General features: G+C 58.4%; 18 protein-coding genes and 1 riboswitch. Of the genes, 13 read left to right on the forward strand and 5 right to left on the reverse strand.

The features are described from left to right. Positions 1–107 precede the first annotated feature (107 nt). The 9 genes from pyrF (at position 108) to gcvT (ending at position 13,946) form a co-directional block, all read left to right on the forward strand. A complete protein-coding gene (pyrF, locus tag Q0Z93_RS04825; protein ID WP_298063200.1) occupies positions 108–938 on the forward strand; it encodes an orotidine-5'-phosphate decarboxylase in 831 nt (276 codons plus the stop codon). Positions 939–956: 18 nt separating this feature from the next. Next, on the forward strand, positions 957–2,390 hold the full coding sequence (aspA, locus tag Q0Z93_RS04830) for an aspartate ammonia-lyase (protein ID WP_298063203.1): 1,434 nt from the start codon (positions 957–959) through the stop codon (positions 2,388–2,390). A 2,060-nt stretch (positions 2,391–4,450) separates the two neighbouring features. Continuing rightward, positions 4,451–5,845: an MFS transporter gene (locus tag Q0Z93_RS04835; RefSeq protein ID WP_298063206.1), complete on the forward strand. Its 1,395-nt coding sequence runs from the start codon at positions 4,451–4,453 to the stop codon at positions 5,843–5,845. Positions 5,846–6,170: 325 nt separating this feature from the next. Further along, positions 6,171–7,088 carry a WG repeat-containing protein gene (locus Q0Z93_RS04840; RefSeq protein WP_298063208.1) on the forward strand — a complete coding sequence of 306 codons (918 nt, stop codon included), beginning with the start codon at positions 6,171–6,173 and terminating at the stop codon, positions 7,086–7,088. A gap of 210 nt (positions 7,089–7,298) precedes the next feature. Beyond that, positions 7,299–8,834, forward strand: a complete 1,536-nt coding sequence (locus Q0Z93_RS04845; protein WP_298063210.1) for an FtsW/RodA/SpoVE family cell cycle protein — start codon at positions 7,299–7,301, stop codon at positions 8,832–8,834. Beyond that, the gene (murG, locus tag Q0Z93_RS04850; protein WP_298063212.1) at positions 8,827–9,999 is read left to right on the forward strand and encodes an undecaprenyldiphospho-muramoylpentapeptide beta-N-acetylglucosaminyltransferase; all 1,173 of its coding nucleotides are present in this window, start codon (positions 8,827–8,829) and stop codon (positions 9,997–9,999) included. Before Q0Z93_RS04845 ends, murG begins: the two co-directional genes overlap by 8 nt. Beyond that, positions 9,977–11,377: a UDP-N-acetylmuramate--L-alanine ligase gene (gene murC, locus Q0Z93_RS04855; RefSeq protein WP_298063215.1), complete on the forward strand. Its 1,401-nt coding sequence runs from the start codon at positions 9,977–9,979 to the stop codon at positions 11,375–11,377. Before murG ends, murC begins: the two co-directional genes overlap by 23 nt. Positions 11,378–11,820: 443 nt before the next feature. Further along, positions 11,821–12,114, forward strand: a complete 294-nt coding sequence (locus tag Q0Z93_RS04860) for a hypothetical protein (RefSeq protein ID WP_298063217.1) — start codon at positions 11,821–11,823, stop codon at positions 12,112–12,114. Positions 12,115–12,836: 722 nt separating this feature from the next. Next, the gene (gene gcvT, locus Q0Z93_RS04865) at positions 12,837–13,946 is read left to right on the forward strand and encodes a glycine cleavage system aminomethyltransferase GcvT (protein WP_298063219.1); all 1,110 of its coding nucleotides are present in this window, start codon (positions 12,837–12,839) and stop codon (positions 13,944–13,946) included. Here the strand turns inward: gcvT and Q0Z93_RS04870 are convergent. Both Q0Z93_RS04870 and Q0Z93_RS04875 read right to left on the reverse strand, forming a co-directional pair. Continuing rightward, positions 13,934–14,593, reverse strand: a complete 660-nt coding sequence (locus Q0Z93_RS04870; RefSeq protein WP_298063221.1) for an aminotransferase class IV — start codon at positions 14,591–14,593, stop codon at positions 13,934–13,936. The genes gcvT and Q0Z93_RS04870 overlap by 13 nt on opposite strands. Further along, on the reverse strand, positions 14,559–15,581 hold the full coding sequence (locus Q0Z93_RS04875; RefSeq protein ID WP_298063223.1) for an aminodeoxychorismate synthase component I: 1,023 nt from the start codon (positions 15,579–15,581) through the stop codon (positions 14,559–14,561). Before Q0Z93_RS04875 ends, Q0Z93_RS04870 begins: the two co-directional genes overlap by 35 nt. A gap of 154 nt (positions 15,582–15,735) precedes the next feature. Next, positions 15,736–15,834, forward strand: a riboswitch (TPP riboswitch). Between the two features lie 92 nt (positions 15,835–15,926). On the opposite strand from Q0Z93_RS04875, the gene Q0Z93_RS04880 reads away from it, so the two are divergent. Both Q0Z93_RS04880 and thiE read left to right on the forward strand, forming a co-directional pair. Beyond that, entirely contained in the window at positions 15,927–16,697 is a 771-nt protein-coding gene (locus Q0Z93_RS04880; protein WP_298063225.1) for a sulfide-dependent adenosine diphosphate thiazole synthase, read from the forward strand. After that, complete coding sequence (gene thiE, locus Q0Z93_RS04885; RefSeq protein ID WP_298063227.1) at positions 16,690–17,310, forward strand: thiamine phosphate synthase; 621 nt, start codon at positions 16,690–16,692, stop codon at positions 17,308–17,310. Before Q0Z93_RS04880 ends, thiE begins: the two co-directional genes overlap by 8 nt. Positions 17,311–17,376: 66 nt before the next feature. On the opposite strand, the gene Q0Z93_RS04890 is transcribed toward thiE, so the two are convergent. Both Q0Z93_RS04890 and Q0Z93_RS04895 read right to left on the reverse strand, forming a co-directional pair. Then, entirely contained in the window at positions 17,377–18,024 is a 648-nt protein-coding gene (locus tag Q0Z93_RS04890; RefSeq protein WP_298063229.1) for a DNA alkylation repair protein, read from the reverse strand. Next, positions 18,021–19,049: a bifunctional oligoribonuclease/PAP phosphatase NrnA gene (locus Q0Z93_RS04895; RefSeq protein ID WP_298063231.1), complete on the reverse strand. Its 1,029-nt coding sequence runs from the start codon at positions 19,047–19,049 to the stop codon at positions 18,021–18,023. The genes Q0Z93_RS04890 and Q0Z93_RS04895 overlap by 4 nt, the downstream gene beginning before the upstream one ends. A gap of 442 nt (positions 19,050–19,491) precedes the next feature. Here Q0Z93_RS04895 and Q0Z93_RS04900 point away from each other — a divergent pair, with 442 nt between their 5' ends. Both Q0Z93_RS04900 and Q0Z93_RS04905 read left to right on the forward strand, forming a co-directional pair. Continuing rightward, positions 19,492–19,689, forward strand: coding sequence for a DUF4492 domain-containing protein (locus Q0Z93_RS04900; RefSeq protein WP_298063234.1), 198 nt, complete (start codon positions 19,492–19,494; stop codon positions 19,687–19,689). Between the two features lie 17 nt (positions 19,690–19,706). Further along, entirely contained in the window at positions 19,707–21,227 is a 1,521-nt protein-coding gene (locus Q0Z93_RS04905) for a cytochrome ubiquinol oxidase subunit I (RefSeq protein WP_298063238.1), read from the forward strand. A gap of 365 nt (positions 21,228–21,592) precedes the next feature. Here Q0Z93_RS04905 and Q0Z93_RS04910 read toward each other — a convergent pair. Then, the coding region (locus Q0Z93_RS04910; RefSeq protein ID WP_298063240.1) for a hypothetical protein at positions 21,593–21,995 on the reverse strand (403 nt) is incomplete at its 5' end.

Genomic DNA, 21,995 nt, shown 5'->3' on the forward strand with positions numbered 1-21,995 from the left:
GAGTAGCGCAGCTATCTGAAAGTCTTTTGGGTACCTTTTCTTCAGAAAAGGTACGGTTGCCTCCAACTAAGGCAGAGGATAAACGAACGGATAAAAAGGCAGTATATATGACATCACAGCAGATATTCGAGCAGATTCAGGTCAAACAAAGCTTTCTGTGCGTCGGGTTAGACACCGACCTGAAGAAAGTGCCCCAACACCTGTTGGGCAGCGAAGATCCGATTTTCGAGTTCAACAAAGCCGTGATCGACGCCACCGCGCCGTATTGTGTCAGTTACAAGCCCAACCTCGCATTTTATGAAGCCGCAGGCGTGAAAGGATGGAACGCCTTGGTAAAGACCGTCAGGTACCTGCGCGAACACTATCCCGAACAATTCCTGATTGCCGACGCCAAGCGCGGCGACATCGGGAATACCTCACAGATGTACGCCCGCGTATTCTTTCAGGAGATGGACTTCGACGCCGTGACCCTCTCGCCCTATATGGGGAGCGACACCGCCGAACCCTTTTACGCCTATCCCGGGAAATGGGCCGTGCTGCTGGCATTGACCTCCAACACCTCCGCTCAGGACTTCGAGACCCTGCCGTTAGCAGACGGCGGCATGCTGTACGAGCAGGTTATCAAAACCTCGATGGACTGGGGAACCGAAGACAATACGATGTACGTCGTCGGCGCCACACGTGCGGAACAGTTGGGAACCGTGCGGGCCATCGTGCCCGACCATTTCCTGCTCGTGCCGGGCGTCGGGGCGCAAGGCGGTTCGTTAGAGGAAGTGGCAAAATACGGTATGAACCGGAAATGCGGCCTGCTGGTCAACTCCTCGCGCGGCATCATCTACGCTTCGTCCGGACGCGACTTCGCCGAAGCCGCCGGTCGTGCGGCGCAGGAACTGCAACGCCGGATGGCTGTCCTGTTGGAGCAATACGGTAAAGAATAAAAATTAAAAAACAAACATATGGACATCACCAAAATGCCGCTGTCCGGCAAAACCCGCAAAGAACACGACCTGCTGGGCGAAATGGAAATTCCGGAAGAATACTATTTCGGCGTGCAGACCATGCGCGCACTCGACAACTTCCATATCAGCAGGGTGAGACTGTGCATGTACCCTTATTTCATCAAGGCGCTGGCCATGGTCAAGGAGGCGGCGGCCAAAGCCAACCGCGACCTGGGCGAGATCAAGTCGGAAGTGGCCGATGCCATTATCGCCGCATGCCACGAAGTGGAGCAGGGAAAATGGGACGGCCAGTTCGTCGTCGATATGGTGCAGGGAGGCGCAGGGACATCCACGAACATGAATGCCAACGAAGTCATTGCCAACCGCGCGCTGGAAATACTGGGGCACAAACGCGGGGAATACCAGTACTGTCACCCGAATAACGACGTGAACCATTCGCAGTCCACGAACGACGCCTACCCGACGGCGGTGAAGATCGCACTCATCTACCAGACGCAGGACTTGATCGGATCGCTCAAGGAGTTGATCGGTGCGTTCCATGCCAAAGGGATCGAGTTCGCAGACGTCATCAAGATGGGGCGGACGCAATTGCAGGACGCCGTGCCGATGACCTTGGGGCAGGAGTTCGACGCCTATGCGGCCAATCTGGCGGAGGAAATCGACCGGCTGGAGCAGAATGCCAAACTGCTGCTCGAAGTGAATATGGGGGCAACGGCGATCGGAACGGGAATCAATGCCGATCCGCAATACAGCCAGATCTGTATCCGGTACCTGCGCGAGATCACGGGACTGCCGGTGACGGCGGCTACCAATATGATCGAAGCCACGAATGATACCGGGGCGTTCGTGATCTACTCGTCGGCCGTGAAACGAATGGCGGTCAAACTGTCGAAGATATGCAACGACCTGCGCCTGCTGTCGTCGGGGCCGCGCACGGGGCTGAACGAAATCAACCTGCCTCCGATGCAGCCGGGGTCGTCGATCATGCCGGGAAAGGTCAATCCGGTCATTCCGGAAGTGGTGAACCAGATTGCATACAAGGTGATCGGGAACGACCTGACGGTGACCATGGCGGCGGAAGCGGGACAGCTGGAGCTCAACGTGATGGAACCGATTATCGTGTACAGCATTCTGGAGTCGATCGTGATGATGGCCAACGGGATGGATACCTTGCGTGCCAAGTGTATTCTGGGAATTACGGCCAACAAGGAGCGGTGCCGGGATATGGTGTACCACAGCATCGGATTGGTGACGGCGCTCAATCCGTACTTGGGGTACGAGACCTCGACCGAACTGGCGAAAGAGGCGCTGCATAGCGGTAAGGGGATTTATGACTTGGTGCTGGAGCGGAAACTGATGTCGCAGGACGAGTTGGATAATATTCTGCGGCCGGAGAACATGGTGAAACCGCGTAAGTTCTTGCGGAAGTAGTCATTAGTGGGGTGGCGCGGCCTGTTTTTGAGGCTGGTTATTTTGCTGTCGGCAGACCTTTTGGGGTAGTTCCGGCCATAGCGAAACGTAGTTTCGCAAGCCCACCGCGGGGCCCCAGTGGGGCTTTTATTGGTGTTTGAGAGGACTTAGTTAAACGGCCCGCCCGGCCCGAGAGCGATTCCGTACTTTAGGGTAGTTTATCTTGCTGCCGGCAGGCCAATAAAACACCCGAAGGGTGCGGATCGCGTGCCGAGTGGCACCGGCACCCGCGCGCGACAGCTGGAGAAGGAAATCGTTCAAAAGCATAAATTGCTTTTGAACAGGATTTCCGCCCGCGCGCGGGAAAAATAAGTTGGATTAGAAACTACCCAAGCGAAACGCAGTTTTGCAAGCCCACCGCGGGCACGCGGGGCCCGCCCGGCCTGAGGGCAGTTCTCTCAAACTCTCCGCGCGCCGACGCCGAAAAAGGAAAATCGACAGTTTCAACGAGAGTTGAAAACGATCGATTTTCCCGGCGCGCGGTTTTTGCCTTGGGGTAGTTCCGATCCAAGCAAAACGAAGTTTTGCAAGCCCGGCGGGGTCACCCGGACGCTGCCCGGCCTGAGGGCGGTACCCTCTTTGGGGTAGGTTATCTTGCTGCCGGCAGGCCAGCTGAACACCCGAAGGGTACGGATGGAGTGCCCAGCGGCACTGGCACCCGCGCGCGACAGCTGGAGTAGGAAATCGTTCAAAAGCATGAATTGCTTTTGAACAAGATTTCCGCCCGCGCGCGGACAAAGAATAGTTTTCGAGGTACAGTCGGCGGAGAATATTTCGGGTAGTTGCAGCCTGGTCTGGGTGCCGAGCGGCATTATGCCGGGACAAATAATCGTCAGAGAACCTTTTCGTGCTTGTGGGCAGGTTGGGAAGGTTATCGGTGATCTCCCCATGTCAGGCCGGAGCCCCCGGCTGCGGAGGCCTGCAACTCGCTTTGCTCGTTATCCGGCCCCGCTGGCTCCGGCCAAGAAAGGGTAGTTACAGCCTGGCTTGGGTGCTGAGCGACACCAGGCCTCCGCGGGGGCGGCTGCGGCCTGCGCAACCTGTGGTCACAAATAGTGCCGAAAAAACAGTGCGGTTGATCTCAATGATCTCTTTTTGTCAGGCCGGAGCCACCCCGCTGCGGAGGCCTGCAACTCGCTTTGCTCGTTATCCGGCCCCGCTGGCTCCGGCCAAGAAAGGGTAGTTACAGCCCGGCTCGCGTGCTGAGCGACACCCGGCCCCGCGCGGGAGCGCAGTCTCCTCAAACTCCCCGCGCGCGACGGCTGGAACAGGAAATCGTTCAAAAGCAATTCATGCTTTTGAACAGGATTTCCACCAGCGCGCGGATAAAGAATGTTCATCCCCCGGCGTGCGGTCAAAGAATAATTGAGTAGTACCGGGTCGCCGCCAGCGGAAAGAGCAACGAGCTCCGCCGGAGTTGCTCGCGCCGCGCGGGGTGGCGGCGACTCGCGCGACCCGTCGGGTCGCGGTTTACTTGGCTTCCGACAGAGAAACGGCCGGAGCCAGCGGAGATGATTGGGAATGAGGCTGACTGGCACAGGGAGATTGCCGCAGACAAGTCCTTTCGCATCCCAGCGGCACCGGGCCTCCGCCCGGGGCGGGGTTGCGGGCCGACCGGTTCTGTGAACCGGAGTTTCGCCGGCGCGCGAGACAAAGCATAGTCCTTCTTTGCTGCAAAATAGGCCGGCGCCAGCGGAACTTTGGGGCAGAGGCGGCCAATAAACCAGTCAACGGCTGCGGCTCGCGTGCCCAGCGGTACCGCCTTTCTGTGCAAAACCAAAACAGAGACAGGAAAACAACATATATATAACGTCTCGCAGTTAGAGGGCACTTCCCCTTGAAGGTCATTAGGCTTGAGAAGAATGCTTGGAGCCCCTCTCCCCGCAAAACCTTTAGACAAGGCCTTTAGAGCAGAAAAGTCCGATTCAGACAGACTCGTATAGAACTCCGGGAACAGCCGGACGCATGAAAACACCCCCTGCGACGCAGAGAAACAGATACAGAACATATAGACATTAAAAATGGTAGAGAAGATACAACGCCGGATATCCGAATCGCGGACAGCACGGTGGGTCGTGCTGCTGATGGTCTCCCTGACCATGATGTGCGGCTATTTTCTGACCGACGTGCTGGCCCCCCTCAAAGGGCTGCTGATCGAACTGTTCCATTGGGACAACACCGACTTCGGCCTGTTCAACAGCGGCTACGGCTGGTTCAACGTTTTCCTGCTGATGCTTATCTTCGGCGGGATGGTACTCGACAAGATGGGAGCCCGGTTTACAGGGGTGCTCTCTGTCGGAGTGATGCTCGTGGGGATCGGCATCAAATACTACGCCATCGAATTTATGGAGCCGGGGCGGATGGTCGATTTCTGGTTCTTCGGGGCGCAGACTATGAAAGCGCAAGTGCTGACCGCATCATTGGGGTATGCCTTGTTCGCCGTCGGATATGAAACGATCGGGATTACCGCCAACAAGATCGTCGTGCGGTGGTTCAAAGGGAAAGAACTGGCTTTTGCACTGGGGATGAACGTCGCCTTCGCGCGGCTCGGGACATTCCTTGCGCTGGCCTTGCCGCTGCCCATTGCCAAAGCCTTCGGCAACTCGATCGGCATGCCGATCCTCTTCGGGATGATCCTGCTGCTGCTCGGATTTCTGACCTTTCTGGTCTATATCGTTATGGACCGCAGGCTCGACAGCGAACGGGCGCAGGAAGGATTGGGCGACGATGAAAGATTCCGGTTCCGGGACATCTTCTCGATTTTCCGGATACGCGCATTCTGGTATATTGCCTTGTTATGCCTCTTGTTTTACGCCGCAGTGCACCCGTTCGTCAAGTTCGCCGTCGACCTGGTCGTGCAGAAATTCGGCGTGGCAGGCGAATATTCGGGGCTTATCCCGTCGCTGCTGCCGGTGGGGACATTAGTGCTGACCCCGCTTTTCGGGAGTGTCTACGACCGCAGAGGCAAGGGCGCGTCGATGATGATCTGGGGGGCGATGATGCTGGTGCTGGTCTATGCCGGATTCTCCATGCCGTGGATTACCCACTGGGCGGCGGCGGCCGTGCTGGTCATTATTCTCGGCGTGGCATTCTCGTTAGTGCCGTCGGCCATGTGGCCGTCCGTGCCGAAAATTATTCCCGAACATGAGTTAGGGACAGCTTACGCCTTGATCTTCTGGGTGCAGAACTGGGGGCTGGCCGGCGTGCCGCTGCTGATCGGCTGGGCATTGGACCGGTGGGGGACGCTGCCGGCGGAAATCACCGAAGCGGGGGCGACCGTGGTGCACTACGACTACACCGTGCCGATGCTGATCTTTCTCTGCCTGGGATTGCTGGCCGTACTTTTCGGATTCCTGCTCAAACGCGAGGACAAAAAGAAAGGCTACGGACTGCAGAAACCCAATATCGAAAAATAGAACCTTGATATTTAAGATTTTCCGGACACCTGTCCGCTTCCGGCAAAAAAATGGAACAGTTATTGGTTAATTGGAAAATCATTCCTACTTTTGTCGGGTAGGAGAACATGTCGTCCTCCCTTTATTTGAATGTAAAGGGGGGTCGGAAATGATTCCGGGGCCGATATTTCTCGACACTTTGTTATTCAGTAGCAAACAGATACAACCTTCAAATATGAAACATCTCTTACTCTCATTGTCCATGCTTTTCGCGGCGGTGGCGGCCTAGGGCCAGGGCGGTGAAGTGATGCAGCCCGGCGTATACCAGGATGGCATCTCCGTTGTGATGCAGAACGGCAAATACGGTTTGGTCGACGTGACCCATCGGATATTTACTCCGGTGATCTACGAAAGTATATCCCCGTTTACGGACGGATTGGCCAAAGTGAAGAGAGACGGGCGATATGGGTTCGTCAATACCTTGGGGGTCGAAGTGGTGTCGCCGGTTTACGACTCCATTACGCCGTTCCAGAACGGGGTGGCCAAGGTCAAGAAAAACGGATATTACGGTCTGATCAACCGGTCGGGCAGGGAGGTGGCGAGCGTGAGCTACGACGTGATTACCGACTTTGAAGACGGGGTGGCCAAGATATGGAAACGCGGACGCTGCGGGTTGATCAATATGTCGGGATATGAACTGGCGCCTTGCATTTACAACGCCATCGACGAATTCGTCAACAAGATCGCGATGGTGTACAAGGATGGGCGTTTCGGCCTGATCGACAACGCAGGGAACCAGATCGCACACCCGATTTACAAAGAAATCGCTCCGTTCGATGAGAACGGGTTGGCATTTGCATCGCGGGATGGGAAATACGGCTATCTCTCTTATACGGGGGATGAGGTCATTCCGGTGCAGTACGACGAAATCTCGAATTTTATCGACGGGGTGGCCAGGGTTTCCAAGAATGGCCGCTACGGGTTCGTCAATACGCTGGGGCAGGAGTTCATTACGACGATTTACGACAGCGCCACAGCGTTCTCGAACGGGCTTGCCGTGGTCGAAAGCAATGGGCGTTTCGGCATCGTGGATGTTCAGGGCAGGACGGTGGTGCCGTGCAACTATGCTACGCGCGAAGATGCGGTGCGCGCTTTCGACAACCTGACCGTCGTGAAGAGCGGCGCCAAGAAAGGCGGCAAGGAATCCGGGACGGTATCTTCCAAGAAAGGGACGACCAAGGCGGCGGTGAAGAGCGCGGAGTAGGGTTTTACACTTGCGTATATTATCACTCCTGCTTATTGGGGGACTGTTGAAAAATCTTTGTTATTTTTTAATATGGATAGCGTGCCTGTCGGGAACCGACAGGCACGCTTCGCATTTCCGGACTGTGCTGCGGCAGGGGGCGGCGGACGGTTTGCGGCCGGCGGCATGAAAACGCAGGCTACTCTCGCGGAAATTCAGTAGATTTGCGGTATGGCGAAAAAAAGGAAACTCCTCCTCTTCCGGGGCGATAAACCGTTGTGGATTATCGTCGCCGCCCTTTTTCTCGTCTCCCTGTTAGTCGTCTATTCCGCCACGGCCGCCATGGCCTACCGCAAAGTGGACGGAAACACCTCCTACTATCTGTTCCGGCAGGCACGGTTCATCATGATCGGCTTCTTCGTGATTATCGTCGTCCACTGGATCGACTACAAATATTACGCCCGATACGCCAAAGCCCTGTTCCAGCTCAGCGTGGTGCTCGTTATACTTGCCTATATCATCGGCGTATCGTTCAACGATGCCGCCCGTTGGATCCGGATTCCCGGCCTCGGCTTCACATTCCAGCCCTCCGAACTGCTGAAAGTGACCCTCGTCGTCGTTATCGCCCAGCAATTGGGCATTCGGCAGGGCGTGATTGCGAAAATACCGATTCTGCCGCCGCTTACTCCCGGCGGATGGGCCCGGAACCCCCAGCGGAGTTTCGACACCTGGTACAAAACCACACGGCCGCTGATTCTGCCGATCGTCGTCGCCACACTCGTGGTACTTCCCTCCAACTTTTCCACCGCCGCTATTCTGTGGGGGACGTGCATGATCATGCTGATGATCGGCCGCGTGAGGCAGAGCGAACTGAACCGGCTGATACTCGTCGCCTTCGCATCCGGTGTCGTCATCGTCGGCGGCATGTATGTCGCAGGCGTGGGCCGGGCCGAGACGTGGGTGAACCGCATGATTCAGTTCGCCGGGCCGAGCGAAGCGGTAGCCGACAGCCGCCAGTCGAGCCAGGACAGTTACCAAGTCGAACAGGCCGAGATCGCCATCGCTTCGGGCGGAGTGATCGGCAAAGGCCCCGGAAACAGCACCCAGCGATCGCAGCTGCCACACCCGTATTCAGATTTCGCATATGCCTTCATCATCGAAGAGTATGGGATCGTGGGCGGAATCGTCGTCTTTGTTTTGTATCTTTGGATATTCTACCGCGCAGGACTGATCGTGCGGCGCTGCAACCGGCCTTCCCAGGGGTTGATGGTGCTGGGATTGAGCCTGATCGTCACGATGCAGGCATTCGTGAACATGGCCGTCTCGGTGGGACTGATGCCGGTGACAGGCCAGCCGCTGCCGTTGATCAGCATGGGCGGGTCGTCGGTATTCTTCACCTGCGTGGCGATGGGGATGATACTGGGCGTAAGCCGCGAGAGCGAGCGCGAACAACAGGAGACGGAAGCCCGGCAGCGGCGCGAAGCGATCTTAGCGGCGGGAGGCGATCCCGATGCGGTGGATACCGGTGAAAACACAGCCGTGCAGCAGCCGGTGCAGGAAAGTGCTGCGGCCGCGCCGCGGAAGCGGCCGCTGATTTTGGGAAAACGTCGCAAAACGCCGCAGGATACGGCGCTTTCGTCCGAAAACGACGATCAAGAGGCAAACGAGTTGACACTGGTCGACCGGAGCGACGGATTGGATTGGAACGACAGTCCTTCTGCGGACAGGCGGGAAGTGATAGATTTAATGGATGAAAACGATGAATAATAGACCTTTGCGGGTGATTATCAGCGGCGGCGGGACCGCCGGACATATTCATCCGGCGGTGTCGGTGGCCGATGCGTTGCGTTCGTTGCTCGGTGAGGATGGGGTGGAGATTCTTTTCGTAGGGGCCGAGGGGAAGATGGAGATGGAGCGGGTGCCGAATGCCGGATACCGGATCGTGGGGCTGCCGGTGGCGGGTTTGCAGCGGCGGCCTTTGGTGTCGAAAAACAACTTGGCTCTGCCGTTCAAGGTGGTGCGGAGCTTGCGGCGGGCGCGGCGGATCGTCCGGGATTTTAAGCCGGACATTGTCGCCGGCTTCGGAGGATATGCCAGTGCGCCGGTACTGTGGGCGGCACAGAGGATGGGCGTGCCGACGATGATTCAGGAGCAGAACTCCTATGCGGGGCTGACCAACCGGCTGCTCTCGAAAAGGGCCCGCGCGATCTGTGTGGCGTATGAAAAGATGGAACGCTTTTTCCCGGCGGCGAAACTCGTGTATACGGGCAATCCGTTGCGGGGACACTTTTCGGGGCTTGCGGAACTTTCTGCGGCTTTGAAGGCGGAGGCTTGTGCGCATTTCGGCTTCGATCCGGCGTCGGGGCGGAAGACACTGCTGGTGGTGGGGGGAAGTCTCGGGACGCGGACACTCAATCGGTGCATGCTGCGCTGGCTCGATACGCTGGCGGAGCGGGAAGACGTGCAGGTCATCTGGCAGAATGGGAAATACTATGATGCACAGATCGCAGCCGCAGTCGAAGCGCGGGCGGGAGGGCTGCCGGAGAATGTGTGGCGCGGAGCGTTCGTCGAGCGGATGGATTTGGCGTATGCCCTTGCCGATGTGGTAGTGGCGCGGGCCGGGGCCTGTACCGTGTCGGAGCTGGAGTTGGTGGGGCGTCCGGTGATTTTCGTGCCGTCGCCGAACGTGGCGGAGGATCACCAGACCCGGAACGCGCAGGCGCTGGTCGCGGCAGGTGCCGCACGGCTCGTGCCTGATGCGTCTGCAGAAGAGGAGGTCATTCCCGATGCGTTGGAACTGCTGGCGGATGATGCGAGGCGGGCGGAGATGGTGCGGAACATTCTGAAACTGGGACGGCCCGATGCGGCGTTGAAGGTGGCGGAAATCGTACTCAAGATTGCGAATGAATATGGCGAACGAAAAGAAAGATAAGGTATACTTCGTGGGGATCGGCGGCATCGGGATGAGCGCTTTGGCGCGGTATTTCGCGCACGAAGGATGGCAGGTGGCGGGCTACGACCGCACCCCGTCGCCGCTGACGGAGGCGCTCGAACGGGAGGGGATCGCAGTGCATTACGAAGATTCGGTCGAGGCGATTCCGGCGGCTTTCCACAGCCCGGCCGATACGCGGGTGATTTATACCCCTGCCGTGCCGCCTGACCACAGTGAACTGCGCTGGTTCCGGGCAAACGGGTTCGAGGTGTTGAAGCGTTCGCGGATGCTGGGACTTTTGGGCGAGGGAAAGGATGTGATGGCGGTGGCGGGAACGCACGGCAAGACGACCACGACGACTATGGCGGCCCATTTCAATGCGGTGGGGGCTGGGGAGGGGTCGGCTTTTTTGGGGGGGATTTCCAAGAATTTCGGTTCCAATCTGGTTTTGGGCAAGGGGCGGCGGATGGCTGTCGAGGCGGACGAATTCGACCGCTCGTTTTTGCAGTTGCATCCGCGTGAGGCGGTTATCACGTCGGTCGATCCGGATCATCTGGACATTTACGGCACGTATGAGGCGGTGCGGGAGGCATTCGCGCAGTTCGCTTCGCAAATCGTGCCGGGGGGGACGCTTATACTCAAATATGGGGTGTCTCTGCCTTTGGAACGGACTGATATTCGGCGGTATACGTATCATGTTTCCGATCCGGCGGCGGATTTTCATGCGGAAAATCTGAGGGTGGATGCGGGGGGATACTATGCTTTCGACCTGGTATTCCCGGATCGGAGGATCGATGGGTGCAGATTGGGAATCCCGGGGCTGGTGAATGTCGAAAACTGTGTAGCGGCGGCGGCTTTGGTGTGGTGCGAGGGCTTTCTCTCCGATGATGGTCTCAGAGAGGCGATCGCGACGTTCCGGGGGGTGCTGCGGCGTTTCGATTTCTGGGTGAACGATCCGGAACGGCCGGGCGGGACGATTTATATGGATGATTATGCGCATCATCCGGCGGAGTTGCGGGCGATGCTGACTTCTGTGCGGAAAATGTTTCCGGCGCGGGAGCTGACGGTGGTTTTCCAGCCGCATTTATATACCCGGACTCGCGATTTCGCAGGGGAGTTCTCGGAGGTGCTGAGTTTGGCGGATCGGGTCTTGCTGTTGCCGATCTATCCGGCGCGGGAGCTGCCTATTCCGGGGGTCGCTTCGGAGATGATATGGGATGGTATCGGTTCGCCGCAAAAGAAATTGATATCCAAGGAGCGGTTGTTGCCTGAAATCGAGGCGTTGCCTGAGGGGGGCGTATTAGTGACGGCGGGGGCTGGTGACATCGATCGTTTTTGTGCACCGATAGCGGAGCTGGTGCGGAGGAAAAACGGGTAAGGTGTCTGGTGTTCGGCATGTCTTTGGCCCGAGAATGAACTGTAGGGCTTATATTGCACGTTCCGGAGGGAACCGTTCTTTCTTTGAAAAGAAAGGCCCCGTTGGGGGCTTTCCGGGCTGTAATTACCCGACTGCTTAGGCTCCCTTGGGCATCGAGTTTTCTTTGGGTCGGAGCCAGCGGGGCCGTTTAGGGTAGTTACAGCCCGGTTCGAGTGCCGAGCGGTACCGGGCCTCCGCTGCGGGAGGCTGCGGCCCGACATAGGGAGATCGCAACCAAACCGAATTCCCACTGGCGCGCAGGTTTTGTTCGGGGTAATTCCGGCTCAAGCGAAACGCAGTTTCGCAAGCCCGGCGGGGGCACCCGCGGCCCGCCCGGCCCGAGGGCAGTACCCTCTTTGGGGTAGTTTATTTTGCTGCCGGCAGGCCGATAAAACACCCGAAGGGTGCGGCTCGAGTGCCAGCGGCACCGGCACCGCGCGCGACGGCTGGAGCAGGAAATCGTTCAAAAGCATGAATTGCTTTTGAACAAGATTTCCGCCAGCGCGCGGGAAAAAGCAAGTTCATCTCCGCGCGCCACGCCGAAAAAGGAAAATCGACGGTTTCAACGAGAGTTGAAAACGAACGATTTTCCCGGCGCGCGAATCACAAGCAATTTGTACCCGGCAGGTTCCGGCAAAACGAAGTTTTGCAAGCCCACCGCGGGCACGCGGCCCCGCGCGGGAGCGCAGTCTTCTTAAACTTCTCGCGCGCGACGGCTGGAATAGGAAATCGTTCAAAAGCATGAATTGCTTTTGAACAGGATTTCCGCCAGCGCGCGGGATAAAGACCGTTTTTGATTTGCAAAGGGCCGCAGCCCGCGGAAGATATTTCGGGTAGTTACAGCTCGGCTCGAGTGCCGTCGAGTTTGCTTGAATGGCCGAGGCGCCAGGAGGAAGGTGAAGCCAAACTTTTTGAGATGCTTGCGCATCTCTTGAGCCTGCCGGGTACCTGGTTTAGATTCTTTTGGGCCGGAGCAATAGACCGCTCTATTACTCCTCAGTTCGACCTCGCGCCCACCCTAAGGCTGAGCAAACTCCCGGTCGGAGTGCCCGGCGGCACCGCAGAGGTCGGCGGTTCCAAAGGATCGCAATATAAAGAGCGGTCTATTGCCCCGGCCCAAAGCAAACGCAAAGAAAGAGAACTGCGGAGCCTAAGGAGTAGCGCAGCTATCTGAAAGTCTTTTGGGTACCTTTTCTTCAGAATCGACGCTGCCAGGTGCCGCTCGGCACTCGAACCGGGCCGCCTCTACCCTGAGAGCGGCGAGGAGAAAAACGAGCGAAGCGAAGTTAAAAGGTACGGTACCATACGGCACGGTACTAAATAAACCCTACACGCGTCGGCAGGTGAGCCGCCGACACGAGACTCCGGCGAACAATCCAGAGTCTGTGATACAGAAAACATACATAAAATAAATAAGAATATGAAAACAACCGCATTTACCGAATATCACATCGCAGCCGGAGCCAAGATGGCGGAGTTTGCAGGCTACAACATGCCCATCGAATTCACCGGCATCAACGACGAACACCGCACGGTGCGCGAAGGCGTCGGCGTGTTCGACGTTTCGCACATGGGCGAAATCTGGGTCAAAGGGCCGCAGGCATTGCCATTTCTGCAATACGTCACCTCGAACGACGTATCGGTTTTGTACGACGGGAAAGTGCAATACTCCTGCTTTCCGAACGGACGAGGCGGGATCGTGGACGACCTGCTGGTCTACCGGATCGACGCCGAGACCTACCTGCTGGTGGTGAACGCCGCCAATACCGTGAAAGACTGGGAATTTCTCTGTACACACGCGCCGAAATACGGTCTGACACCAGGCAAGGAACTGTACAACGCCTCGGACGAGATCGCACAATTAGCCGTGCAGGGGCCGTCGGCGATGAAGCTGGTGCAGGAACTCTGTCCCGATCGCGATGTCCAGTCGATGGAATACTATACTTTCTGCAAGACCACGGTGGCAGGGATTCCGAACGCCATCCTTTCCATTACCGGCTATACCGGAGCGGGCGGATGCGAGATTTACGTGGCCAATGAAGATGCGCCTAAGCTGTGGACCGCATTGTGGGCCGCCGGGGAACGGTACGGACTGAAAAATATCGGCCTCGGGGCGCGGGATACCTTGCGTTTAGAGATGGGCTTCTGTCTCTACGGGAACGATTTGGACGACACCACCTCGCCGATCGAAGCAGGGTTGGGCTGGATCACCAAATTCACCGAAGCCAAGGGCGATTTTATCGACAAGACCTTGTTAGCCGGGCAGAAAACCGATGGAGTGAAGCGGAAATTGGTAGGCTTCGAGATGATCGAACGGGGGATCCCGCGGCATGGGTACGAAGTGGCTTCGCCGGCCGGTGAGGTGATCGGCGTGGTGACATCCGGAACGCAGTCGCCGAGCCTGAAAAAGGGAGTGGGGCTGGCATACGTGAAGCCGGAATTTGCCAAGACCGGGACGGAGATCGCAGTCCTGATCCGCGGCAGGCAGATCAAAGCGCAGGTAGTGCGTCCGCCTTTCTACAAGAAATAGGGCGGCCGGAAGATGATCCGGTTCGCAGGCAGAAGCAGCGAGCCGAAATCATTCATCGCATTGAACAGCGCTGCGCAGTCATACATGCCGTTATAGAGAGCCGTAGCAGGTATTTCGCAGGGGACGATCGTCCCCTGTTTTATTAGATATTCCCGCATCGTGCCGCGCAGCAACGGTTCCGCCGGCGTGTGCCAGACTTCGGGTGACGAGCCGGCCACACGGAACGCCGCATTGCAGAACGTAGTGTCCGTCACCTTCCCGTGGCGGATGATCAGTGCGTCTCCGCACCCTTCGGCTGCGGCCTGCCCGTGCCAGGCCGTAAGCCGCAGACGGTCGTTGTATTTGTAAGGATAGTCCGCATCGTCGTCCGCTACCGCCAGCAGCGAGCCGATCCGCGGCGGCGTATAGGGCAGGTACTCCACATGGCCGACACCTTGCGGGCCGTACACGACACGGCATTTCACCGTCCCGCTGCGCAGCGCCGGCGGCACCGGCATCTCCGCCAATGCGGCGGAAAGGTCGTATCCGGCGAGCAGACCGTACAGCTCCCGGCACGTGCGGCCGATCCGCTCCTGGTGGAGAGCCAGTATCTCCGGAAGCGGCAGCCGGCCGTCAGCGATCCAGATCGTTTCGACGCAAAGGCACATAGACTTTCTTTTTCATCTCTTCGTACTCCGCCCCGCGGTCGCTGCGGTGCGTGATCCCGCCGCCGCTCTTGAACAGGTATTCCCCCTCCGCACCGCCGACAGGCTGCTCGAGGAACCGGATCATCACTCCGCTGTCCAGTTTTTCGCCGTCGAACAGGCCGCATATTCCCGTATAGTAGCCCCGGTCGTATGTTTCCGCTTCGGCGATGATTTCTAACGTCCGCGGCTTCGGCGCGCCCGTTACCGACCCGGCAGGCAATAATTTGAATAAAACGGAGCCGATCCGTCCGTGCCAGTCCGGGGACAACTGCCCCCGGATTTCCGAACTGACCTGCAAAAGGTCGCCGCAGTGAGTGCGGATGCGGTCGACATAGCGATAACGCGCCACTTTCACCCCCGCGGCCACCCGGCTGAGGTCGTTCCGGATCAGATCGACGATCGTGGCATGCTCCGCCGCCTCTTTCGGGTCGTTCAGAATCCGCCGCTCCGCGTCCGGCAGCCCGGCATCGATCGTTCCTTTCATCGGAAACGAAGCGATTGTTCCGTCCGAACCGATCCGCACGAACGTTTCCGGCGAAAAGCAGACGAAACGGTCGGCGAGCCCGATCTTATAACGGGCTTCGGTCAGCTCGAATATCGCCGGCAGGCTCAGGTTGCACCGCACCGGCGTGGCGTAGGTCAGGTTCGCCAGGTAGCTGTTCCCCGCCCTCAGCTGGCGCATCACGGTGTCGAAAGCCCTGTCATATTCCTCCTGCGGGCAGAAACGCGGTTCCCACACCCATTCCGGCAGGGTCTCCCGTTTTCTCGCAGCGGCGTTCGTCCGGCTGCCGATCGCATAGAGCAGCCGCTCCGGGTCGATCTCCTCGAGCGGCTCCACGACACACTCCCGCATCGCATAATCGACTAAGAACAGGAATGGCCGCCCTTCGGCGCCATAGCGGTTCATCCGTTCGGCCGCTGCCGATGCTTCGTAGGTGTCGATGTTCATCCCTCTCGTTGCGATTCGCAGAATCGCCGTCCCGGTCGCCCGGGCGGCTATGCCGCTTCGGGGGCGGGAGACGGGCCGAATGCTTTTCCGCACCCTTCGCCCCGATTCGCCGGGTAAAATTAGCATTTTCGCCGCGAACCGCGTATATTTGCCGCGTCTTAGATAGGGGTGCTCCGCCGGGTGCGGGGCTGAGATCATACCCATGGAACCTGATGCGGGTAATGCCGCCGAAGGGATTCGGAAAGGGTGTTAAACGGATCTGTTTAACGCGGTTTTCCGGACGGCTCAGCGCGGGCCTCTATGCGCCCGGCCGTCGGGAAACCTACAAAATCATTCTAACGAACGATGGAAAAACTCGTTTCGCTCGGGATAGTCGAAAACTATTTCGGAAAACTGAAAGCCAACCTTTCAGTCGATGCCGCCATTGTCGGCGGCGGCCCGTCCGGCCTCGTGGCCGCCTATTACCTGGCCAAAGCCGGGAAGCGCACGGTGCTCTACGAACGGAAACTCGCCCCCGGCGGCGGCATGTGGGGCGGCGCGATGATGTTCAACGACATCATCGTGCAGCGCGAAGCCTTGCCGATTCTCGACGAACTCGGCATCAATTGCAAACCTTATCGGGAAGAGGCTTTCGTGGTCGATTCCGTTCATGCGACCTCGGCGCTGGTCTATGCCGCTACGAAAGCGGGCGCGACGATCTTCAACTGCTACTCGGTCGAGGACGTGATCTTCCACGACGAGGAGGTGGCCGGGCTGGTGGTGAACTGGGCGCCGGTGACACGCGAGGGAATGCACGTCGATCCGCTGATGGTAACGGCGAAAACGGTGCTCGAAGGGACGGGCCACGACTGCATGATCGCCCGGCTGGTGGCCCGCAAGAACAACGTAAGACTGAATACTCCGACGGGAGAGGTGGCCGGCGAACGGTCGCTGAACGTCGAGGAAGGCGAGCGGCTGACGGTCGAGAACACCAAGGAGATCTATCCGGGGCTGTTCGTGAGCGGCATGGCGGCCAACGGCGTGAGCGGCAGTTTCCGCATGGGGCCGATCTTCGGCGGCATGCTGATGTCGGGGAAAAAGGCGGCCGAATTGATGATCGCCCGGATCGATGGATAATTTCGGCCTTTATGTGATCCTGACGCGTCCCGCCGTCGGGCATGTGGCGGCGGCGGAGATCGCTGTGCGGCGGGGCGTGCGGATGCTCCAGCTGCGCGAGAAAAATCTGCCGGACGGGGAGCTGCTGCGGATCGCCCGCGAGGTGCGGGCGGTGACGCGGGGCACGCAGACCCGTTTCCTTGTCGACGACCGGCCCGACATCGCGGTGTTGTGCGGGGCCGACGGTGTACACGTGGGGCAGAGCGATCTGCCGGTGGCCGAGGTGCGGCGCATCGTGGGCGAGGGGATGATCGTGGGCCTATCGACCCATTCCGTTGCGCAGGCGACGGCGGCGCAATCTGCAAAAGGGGTGGATTACATCGGTTTCGGCCCGGTCTATCCGACCCCGACCAAGGCGGTGCCCGATCCGGTGGTCGGTACGGCGTTGCTGAAAGAGGTGCTGGGCTTTTCGCGGCTGCCGGTGGTGGCGATCGGCGGGCTGTTTCCGGAAAACATCGGCCCGGTGATCGATGCCGGGGCGAGGAATCCGTGTCTGGTTCGTTATTTTATGGAGCCGCCGGATCCGGCGGAGGTGGAGCGGCGCATCGCGGAAATCCAGCGGATGCTGCTTTGAACGATTCGGGTCGGCAATCTCATTGAGATTGCCGACCCGATTGTTATCATGCCGTCTATGACACCGCTATTCTATATATTCCACCTGCCACCGCACCTCGTTTGCCGTTTCCTGCGGCAGGCGGTTCAGGGTGTCCGTAACGCATCCCCGCAGCGCAGGCCGGTGCCGGTAGATTTCCCGCAAGGCATACACCGCCGATCGTTCCGTCGCTGCCGGGCCGAAAACAGTTTCGTTATTCAATAAAACAGCTATTTCGGTATCCGCAATGCCGGAATCGGTCGCGGCTAATTTGCCGAGCATATAGAATGCCGCCAGCCGCCGAAGGGGCATTTCCCGCGAGGCCCACTCCGCCGCGACCCCGAAAGCCGCCGGGCTTCGCCAGAAGAGCTGCATGGCGCACTGTTCCGCCAGTTCCGGCGCGCGCCAGTCCGCACTCCACGCCTCCATCTGTCCCGCCGTAACGGCTGCCGGTTCGTCGATGAACAGGGCGGCGATCTTCAGCTCCCGCACATCCTGCCGCCACAGGAGCCGGGCCAGTTCGTGATCCGGCGCATATTCCCGCGCCACATCTTTGATCGTGGGCAGCGACACGCCGTAGTTCAGTCCGTATCCCTGCCGTCCGCCGCCGTACTCGCGCATGGCGTCGGCGACGGCTCCGTTCATTTCGATTCTCAGGCGGCGCATCAGGGCCGCCATTTTTTCGGTTCCAGTCATACGTTCCGACATTCAGGGTGTACGGTGCGGGTAATTTCCTCGAATTTCGCCACCGCTTCGCTCATCGGGCCGTAGTACCGCCCCCCTGCAGCATTCTTGTGTCCTCCGCCGTCGAAGTACTCGCGGGCGAAGCGATTGACGTCGAAATCGCCTTGCGACCGGAATGAAATCTTGATGCAGTCGAGTGTCTCGATGAACATGGCCGAAAAGTCGATGCACTCGATCGAAAGTGGCATATTGACGATCCCTTCGGTGTCGCCGATCTGGTGGTCGAAGCGGGTTTTTTCGGCGCGTGTCAGGGTGATGTATGCGGTGCGGTGTCCGCAATCGACTTTCATTTTCTCGGACAAGAGGTAGCCGACCATCCGCAGGCGGTGTTCGCTCTGGGTGTTGAACACGGCGCGGGAGATTTCGACCGGCTGCACGCCTCGTTCGACGAGTGCGGCTACGGCGCGGTACAGTTCCGGGGTCAGGTTCCCGTAACTGAGGTTCCCGGTGTCGGTCACGATGCCTACGTACAAAGCGGTGGCTGTGTCCGGGGTGATCGCTTCCGGCCCGGCCCATGCGCAGATCAGGTCGTAAACCATGTGCGAGGTGGAGGAGTAGTCGGTGTCGGAAAAACTGAGCTCGTATTCCGGCGGGTCCAAATGGTGGTCGATCAGTACGCGCGGGGCGATAATGTTGTCTTCGATAGCGGCGGTCATTTTGTCGAGCCGACCGATCTGGTTGAAGTCGGAGCAGATGATGAGGTCGGCGTCGGAGATATAGCTGCGGGCGGTGTCGCACGCTTCGCTGTATATTTCAACTTGCCCGGAACCGGGTATGAAACTGAGAAATTTCGGAAAGTGGTTGGGTACGAAAAACCGAACGGTGTGTCCTTGCGCTTTCAAAAAGGTGCTGAGCGCTATCCCGGAACCGATGGCGTCGCCGTCGGGGTTGGTGTGGGACACGATGGCGATGGTGCGGGCGGCGGCAATCATCGCTTTCAACTGTATAATTTTTGCAAAATCAAAAGTATTTTTCATATCTTTAGTTCATTAACCGTTCGTTTATTCGCTACCCTATGTTTGAGGGAACTGTTCTCTTTAACTGCGCTTCGCTTGTTTTCCTCGCGCTACCTCGGCATAGCCCGCAAGCGGTCTCTGCACTCGGAACGCTGCTCGGTTGTGAACAAAGAGAACCAGAAAAACTTTCTGAGATGCTAACGCATCTCTTGAGCCTGCCGGGTACCCTTGTCTTTGATTTGTCGGGGTGCGGGGAAGCGGGCCGATATGATAAGGTTCAGCCCTTAATCGGCCCGCTTCCCGCGCCCCGAACCCAATGCAAAGAAAGAGGACTGCGGAGCCTAAGGAGTAGCGCAGCTATCTGAAAGTTTCTTTGGTTCTTTCTTTTCAAAGAAAGAACAGTCACTCACAGTGGGGTACAGAATAAACGAACGATTAAAGAACAAAAGTACGACAAAAGGCGATGTTGCGCAAGATAGCGATGTTTTACTACGAAGGGTTTCGGGAGATGACCGTGGGGCGCACCCTATGGATCGTGATCCTCGTGAAACTCGCCATTCTGTTTTTGGTACTGAAGATATTTTTCTTTCCCGCCACCCTGCGCGGCATGGACGACGCCCAGCGAGCCGACTACGTCAGCCGCCAACTGATCGACCGATAAATTCAAAAAAACACGATATGCAGTTACTCGACACAGCTTTCGGCGCGACAGTCGATTGGTCGCGGGCCCAGTTCGCCCTGACCGCCATCTACCACTGGCTGTTCGTACCGCTGACCTTGGGGCTCAGTTTTTTAGTCGCCTTCATGGAGACCCGTTACGTGCGCACCGGCGACGAATTTTGGAAACGCACCGCCCGGTTTTGGATGCGCCTGTTCGGGATCAACTTCGCCATCGGCGTAGCCACCGGACTGATCCTCGAATTTGAGTTCGGCACCAACTGGAGCAACTACTCCTACTTCGTAGGCGATATTTTCGGCGCACCGTTAGCGATCGAAGGGATCATGGCCTTTTTCATGGAATCCACCTTCATCGCCGTCATGTTCTTCGGTTGGGACAAAGTCTCGAAAGGCTTCCACCTGACCGCCACGTGGCTGACCGCAGTGGGGGCGAACCTCTCGGCCTTGTGGATATTAGTGGCCAACGCATGGATGCAGTATCCCGCCGGGATGCGCTTCAATCCGGAAACCGCCCGGAACGAGATGGTGGACTTTTGGAACGTGCTTTTCTCGCCGGTGGCGATGAACAAGTTCTTCCATACCGTCACGTCGGGTTTCGTGCTGGCGGCGGTGTTCGTGGTGGGAGTGAGCGCGTGGTACCTGCTCCGGGGTCGGGAGCGGGAGATGGCCTGCAAAAGTATCCGGATGGCTTCGGTGTTCGGATTGATCAGTGCGATCTGCGTGATCTGGACAGGCGACGGATCGGCGGTTCGGGTGGCCGAATACCAGCCGATGAAACTCGCCGCGATGGAGGATTTGCGCAACGGACAGACCCGCGCGCCGCTGACGATCGTGCCGGGGATTCGGGTGCCGGGGATGCTCTCGGTGCTGGCCCATCATTCGGCGGACGCTTACGTGGTCGGGATCGACGATCTGATCGACGGGAATCCGGAACAGGGCATTCTGTCCGGCGACGAGAAGATCGCGCGGGGACGGCAGGCGATCGAGACCTTCGCGGCGTTCAAGGCGGCCCAAAAGGAGAACGATGTGGCGGCTGCGGATTCGATCGCGCGGCTGTTCGACCCGGCGACGGAGGAGGGCCGGGCGTTCCGGGACGATTATTTCCGGTATTTCGGCTACGGCTACCTCGCCTCGCCGGAGGAGACGATCCCGAACGTGCCGCTGGTTTTCTGGTCGTTTCGGGTGATGGTGGGATTGGGGATGTGGTTCGCGGTGCTGTTCGTCTGGATGTTAGTGCTCGAAAAACGCCAAACGCTGGGCCGCAAACGGTGGCCGCTGCATCTGGCGCTGTGGTCGATCCTGCTGGTCTATGTCGCTTCGCAGGCGGGCTGGATCGTGGCGGAGGTGGGGCGGCAGCCGTGGACGATTCAGGACTTGCTGCCGACGGTAGCGGCGGTCTCTCGCATCGATGCGGCTTCGGTGCAGGTGACGTTCTGGATTTTTGCGGTCTTGTTCACGACGCTGCTCATCGCGGAGATCGGGATCATGACCAAGCAGATCAGAAAGGGGCCGGCGGACTAAACTTTTTTATATAGTGTCTTTTGCCCGGGTTTTCCGGGCAGAGGCTGGAGGAGGTGTTGCGTCTTTTTTAGAGTTCTTTTCGGCCTGGTTCGAGGGGCTGCCCCAGCGAAACTGCGTTTCGCTTGCTCACCGCGAGGGTGCCGCTCGGCACTCGATCCGAGCCTATCGATAGCGGAGATTTTAAGGTAAAGGCTACCCCAGCGATGCGGGAAATTGTTTGGAAAGGCTTCAGTTTCAGCAAAACGCAGTTTTGCAAGCCCGCTGCGGGGGTGCCGCTCGGCACTCGATCCGAGCCTATCGATAGCGGAGATTTTAAGGTAAAGGCTACCCCAGCGCGCGGGAAATTGTTTGGAAAGGCTTCGGTTTCAGCAAAACGCAGTTTTGCAAGCCCGCCGCGGGCACGCGGGGCCCGCCCGGCCCGAGGGCGGTTCCCTCTGGTCAAGGCAGAGCAAATTCACCGGCTGGAGTGCCCAGCGGCACCCCGCGTGCTGCGCCTTACAGAGCGAAATCATTTCGACAAACAACAGTTTGTTGAAATAAGATTTCGCTGGCGTGCGGGAAAAAGAACAGACGTAAAAGCGGCACCCGCGCGCGATTGCTGGAGAAGGAAATCGTTCAAAAGCAGCATGCGCTTTTGAACAGGATTTCCGCCAGCGCACGGACAAAGAATTGTTCATTTCCGCGCGCCACGCCGAAAAAGGAAAATCGACGGTTTCAACATAAGTTGAAAACGATTGATTTTCCCGGCGCGCGGAACAAAGAATAATT

Origin of the sequence: uncultured Rikenella sp. (assembly GCF_947628055.1) — a bacterium.
Classification (GTDB): domain Bacteria; phylum Bacteroidota; class Bacteroidia; order Bacteroidales; family Rikenellaceae; genus Rikenella.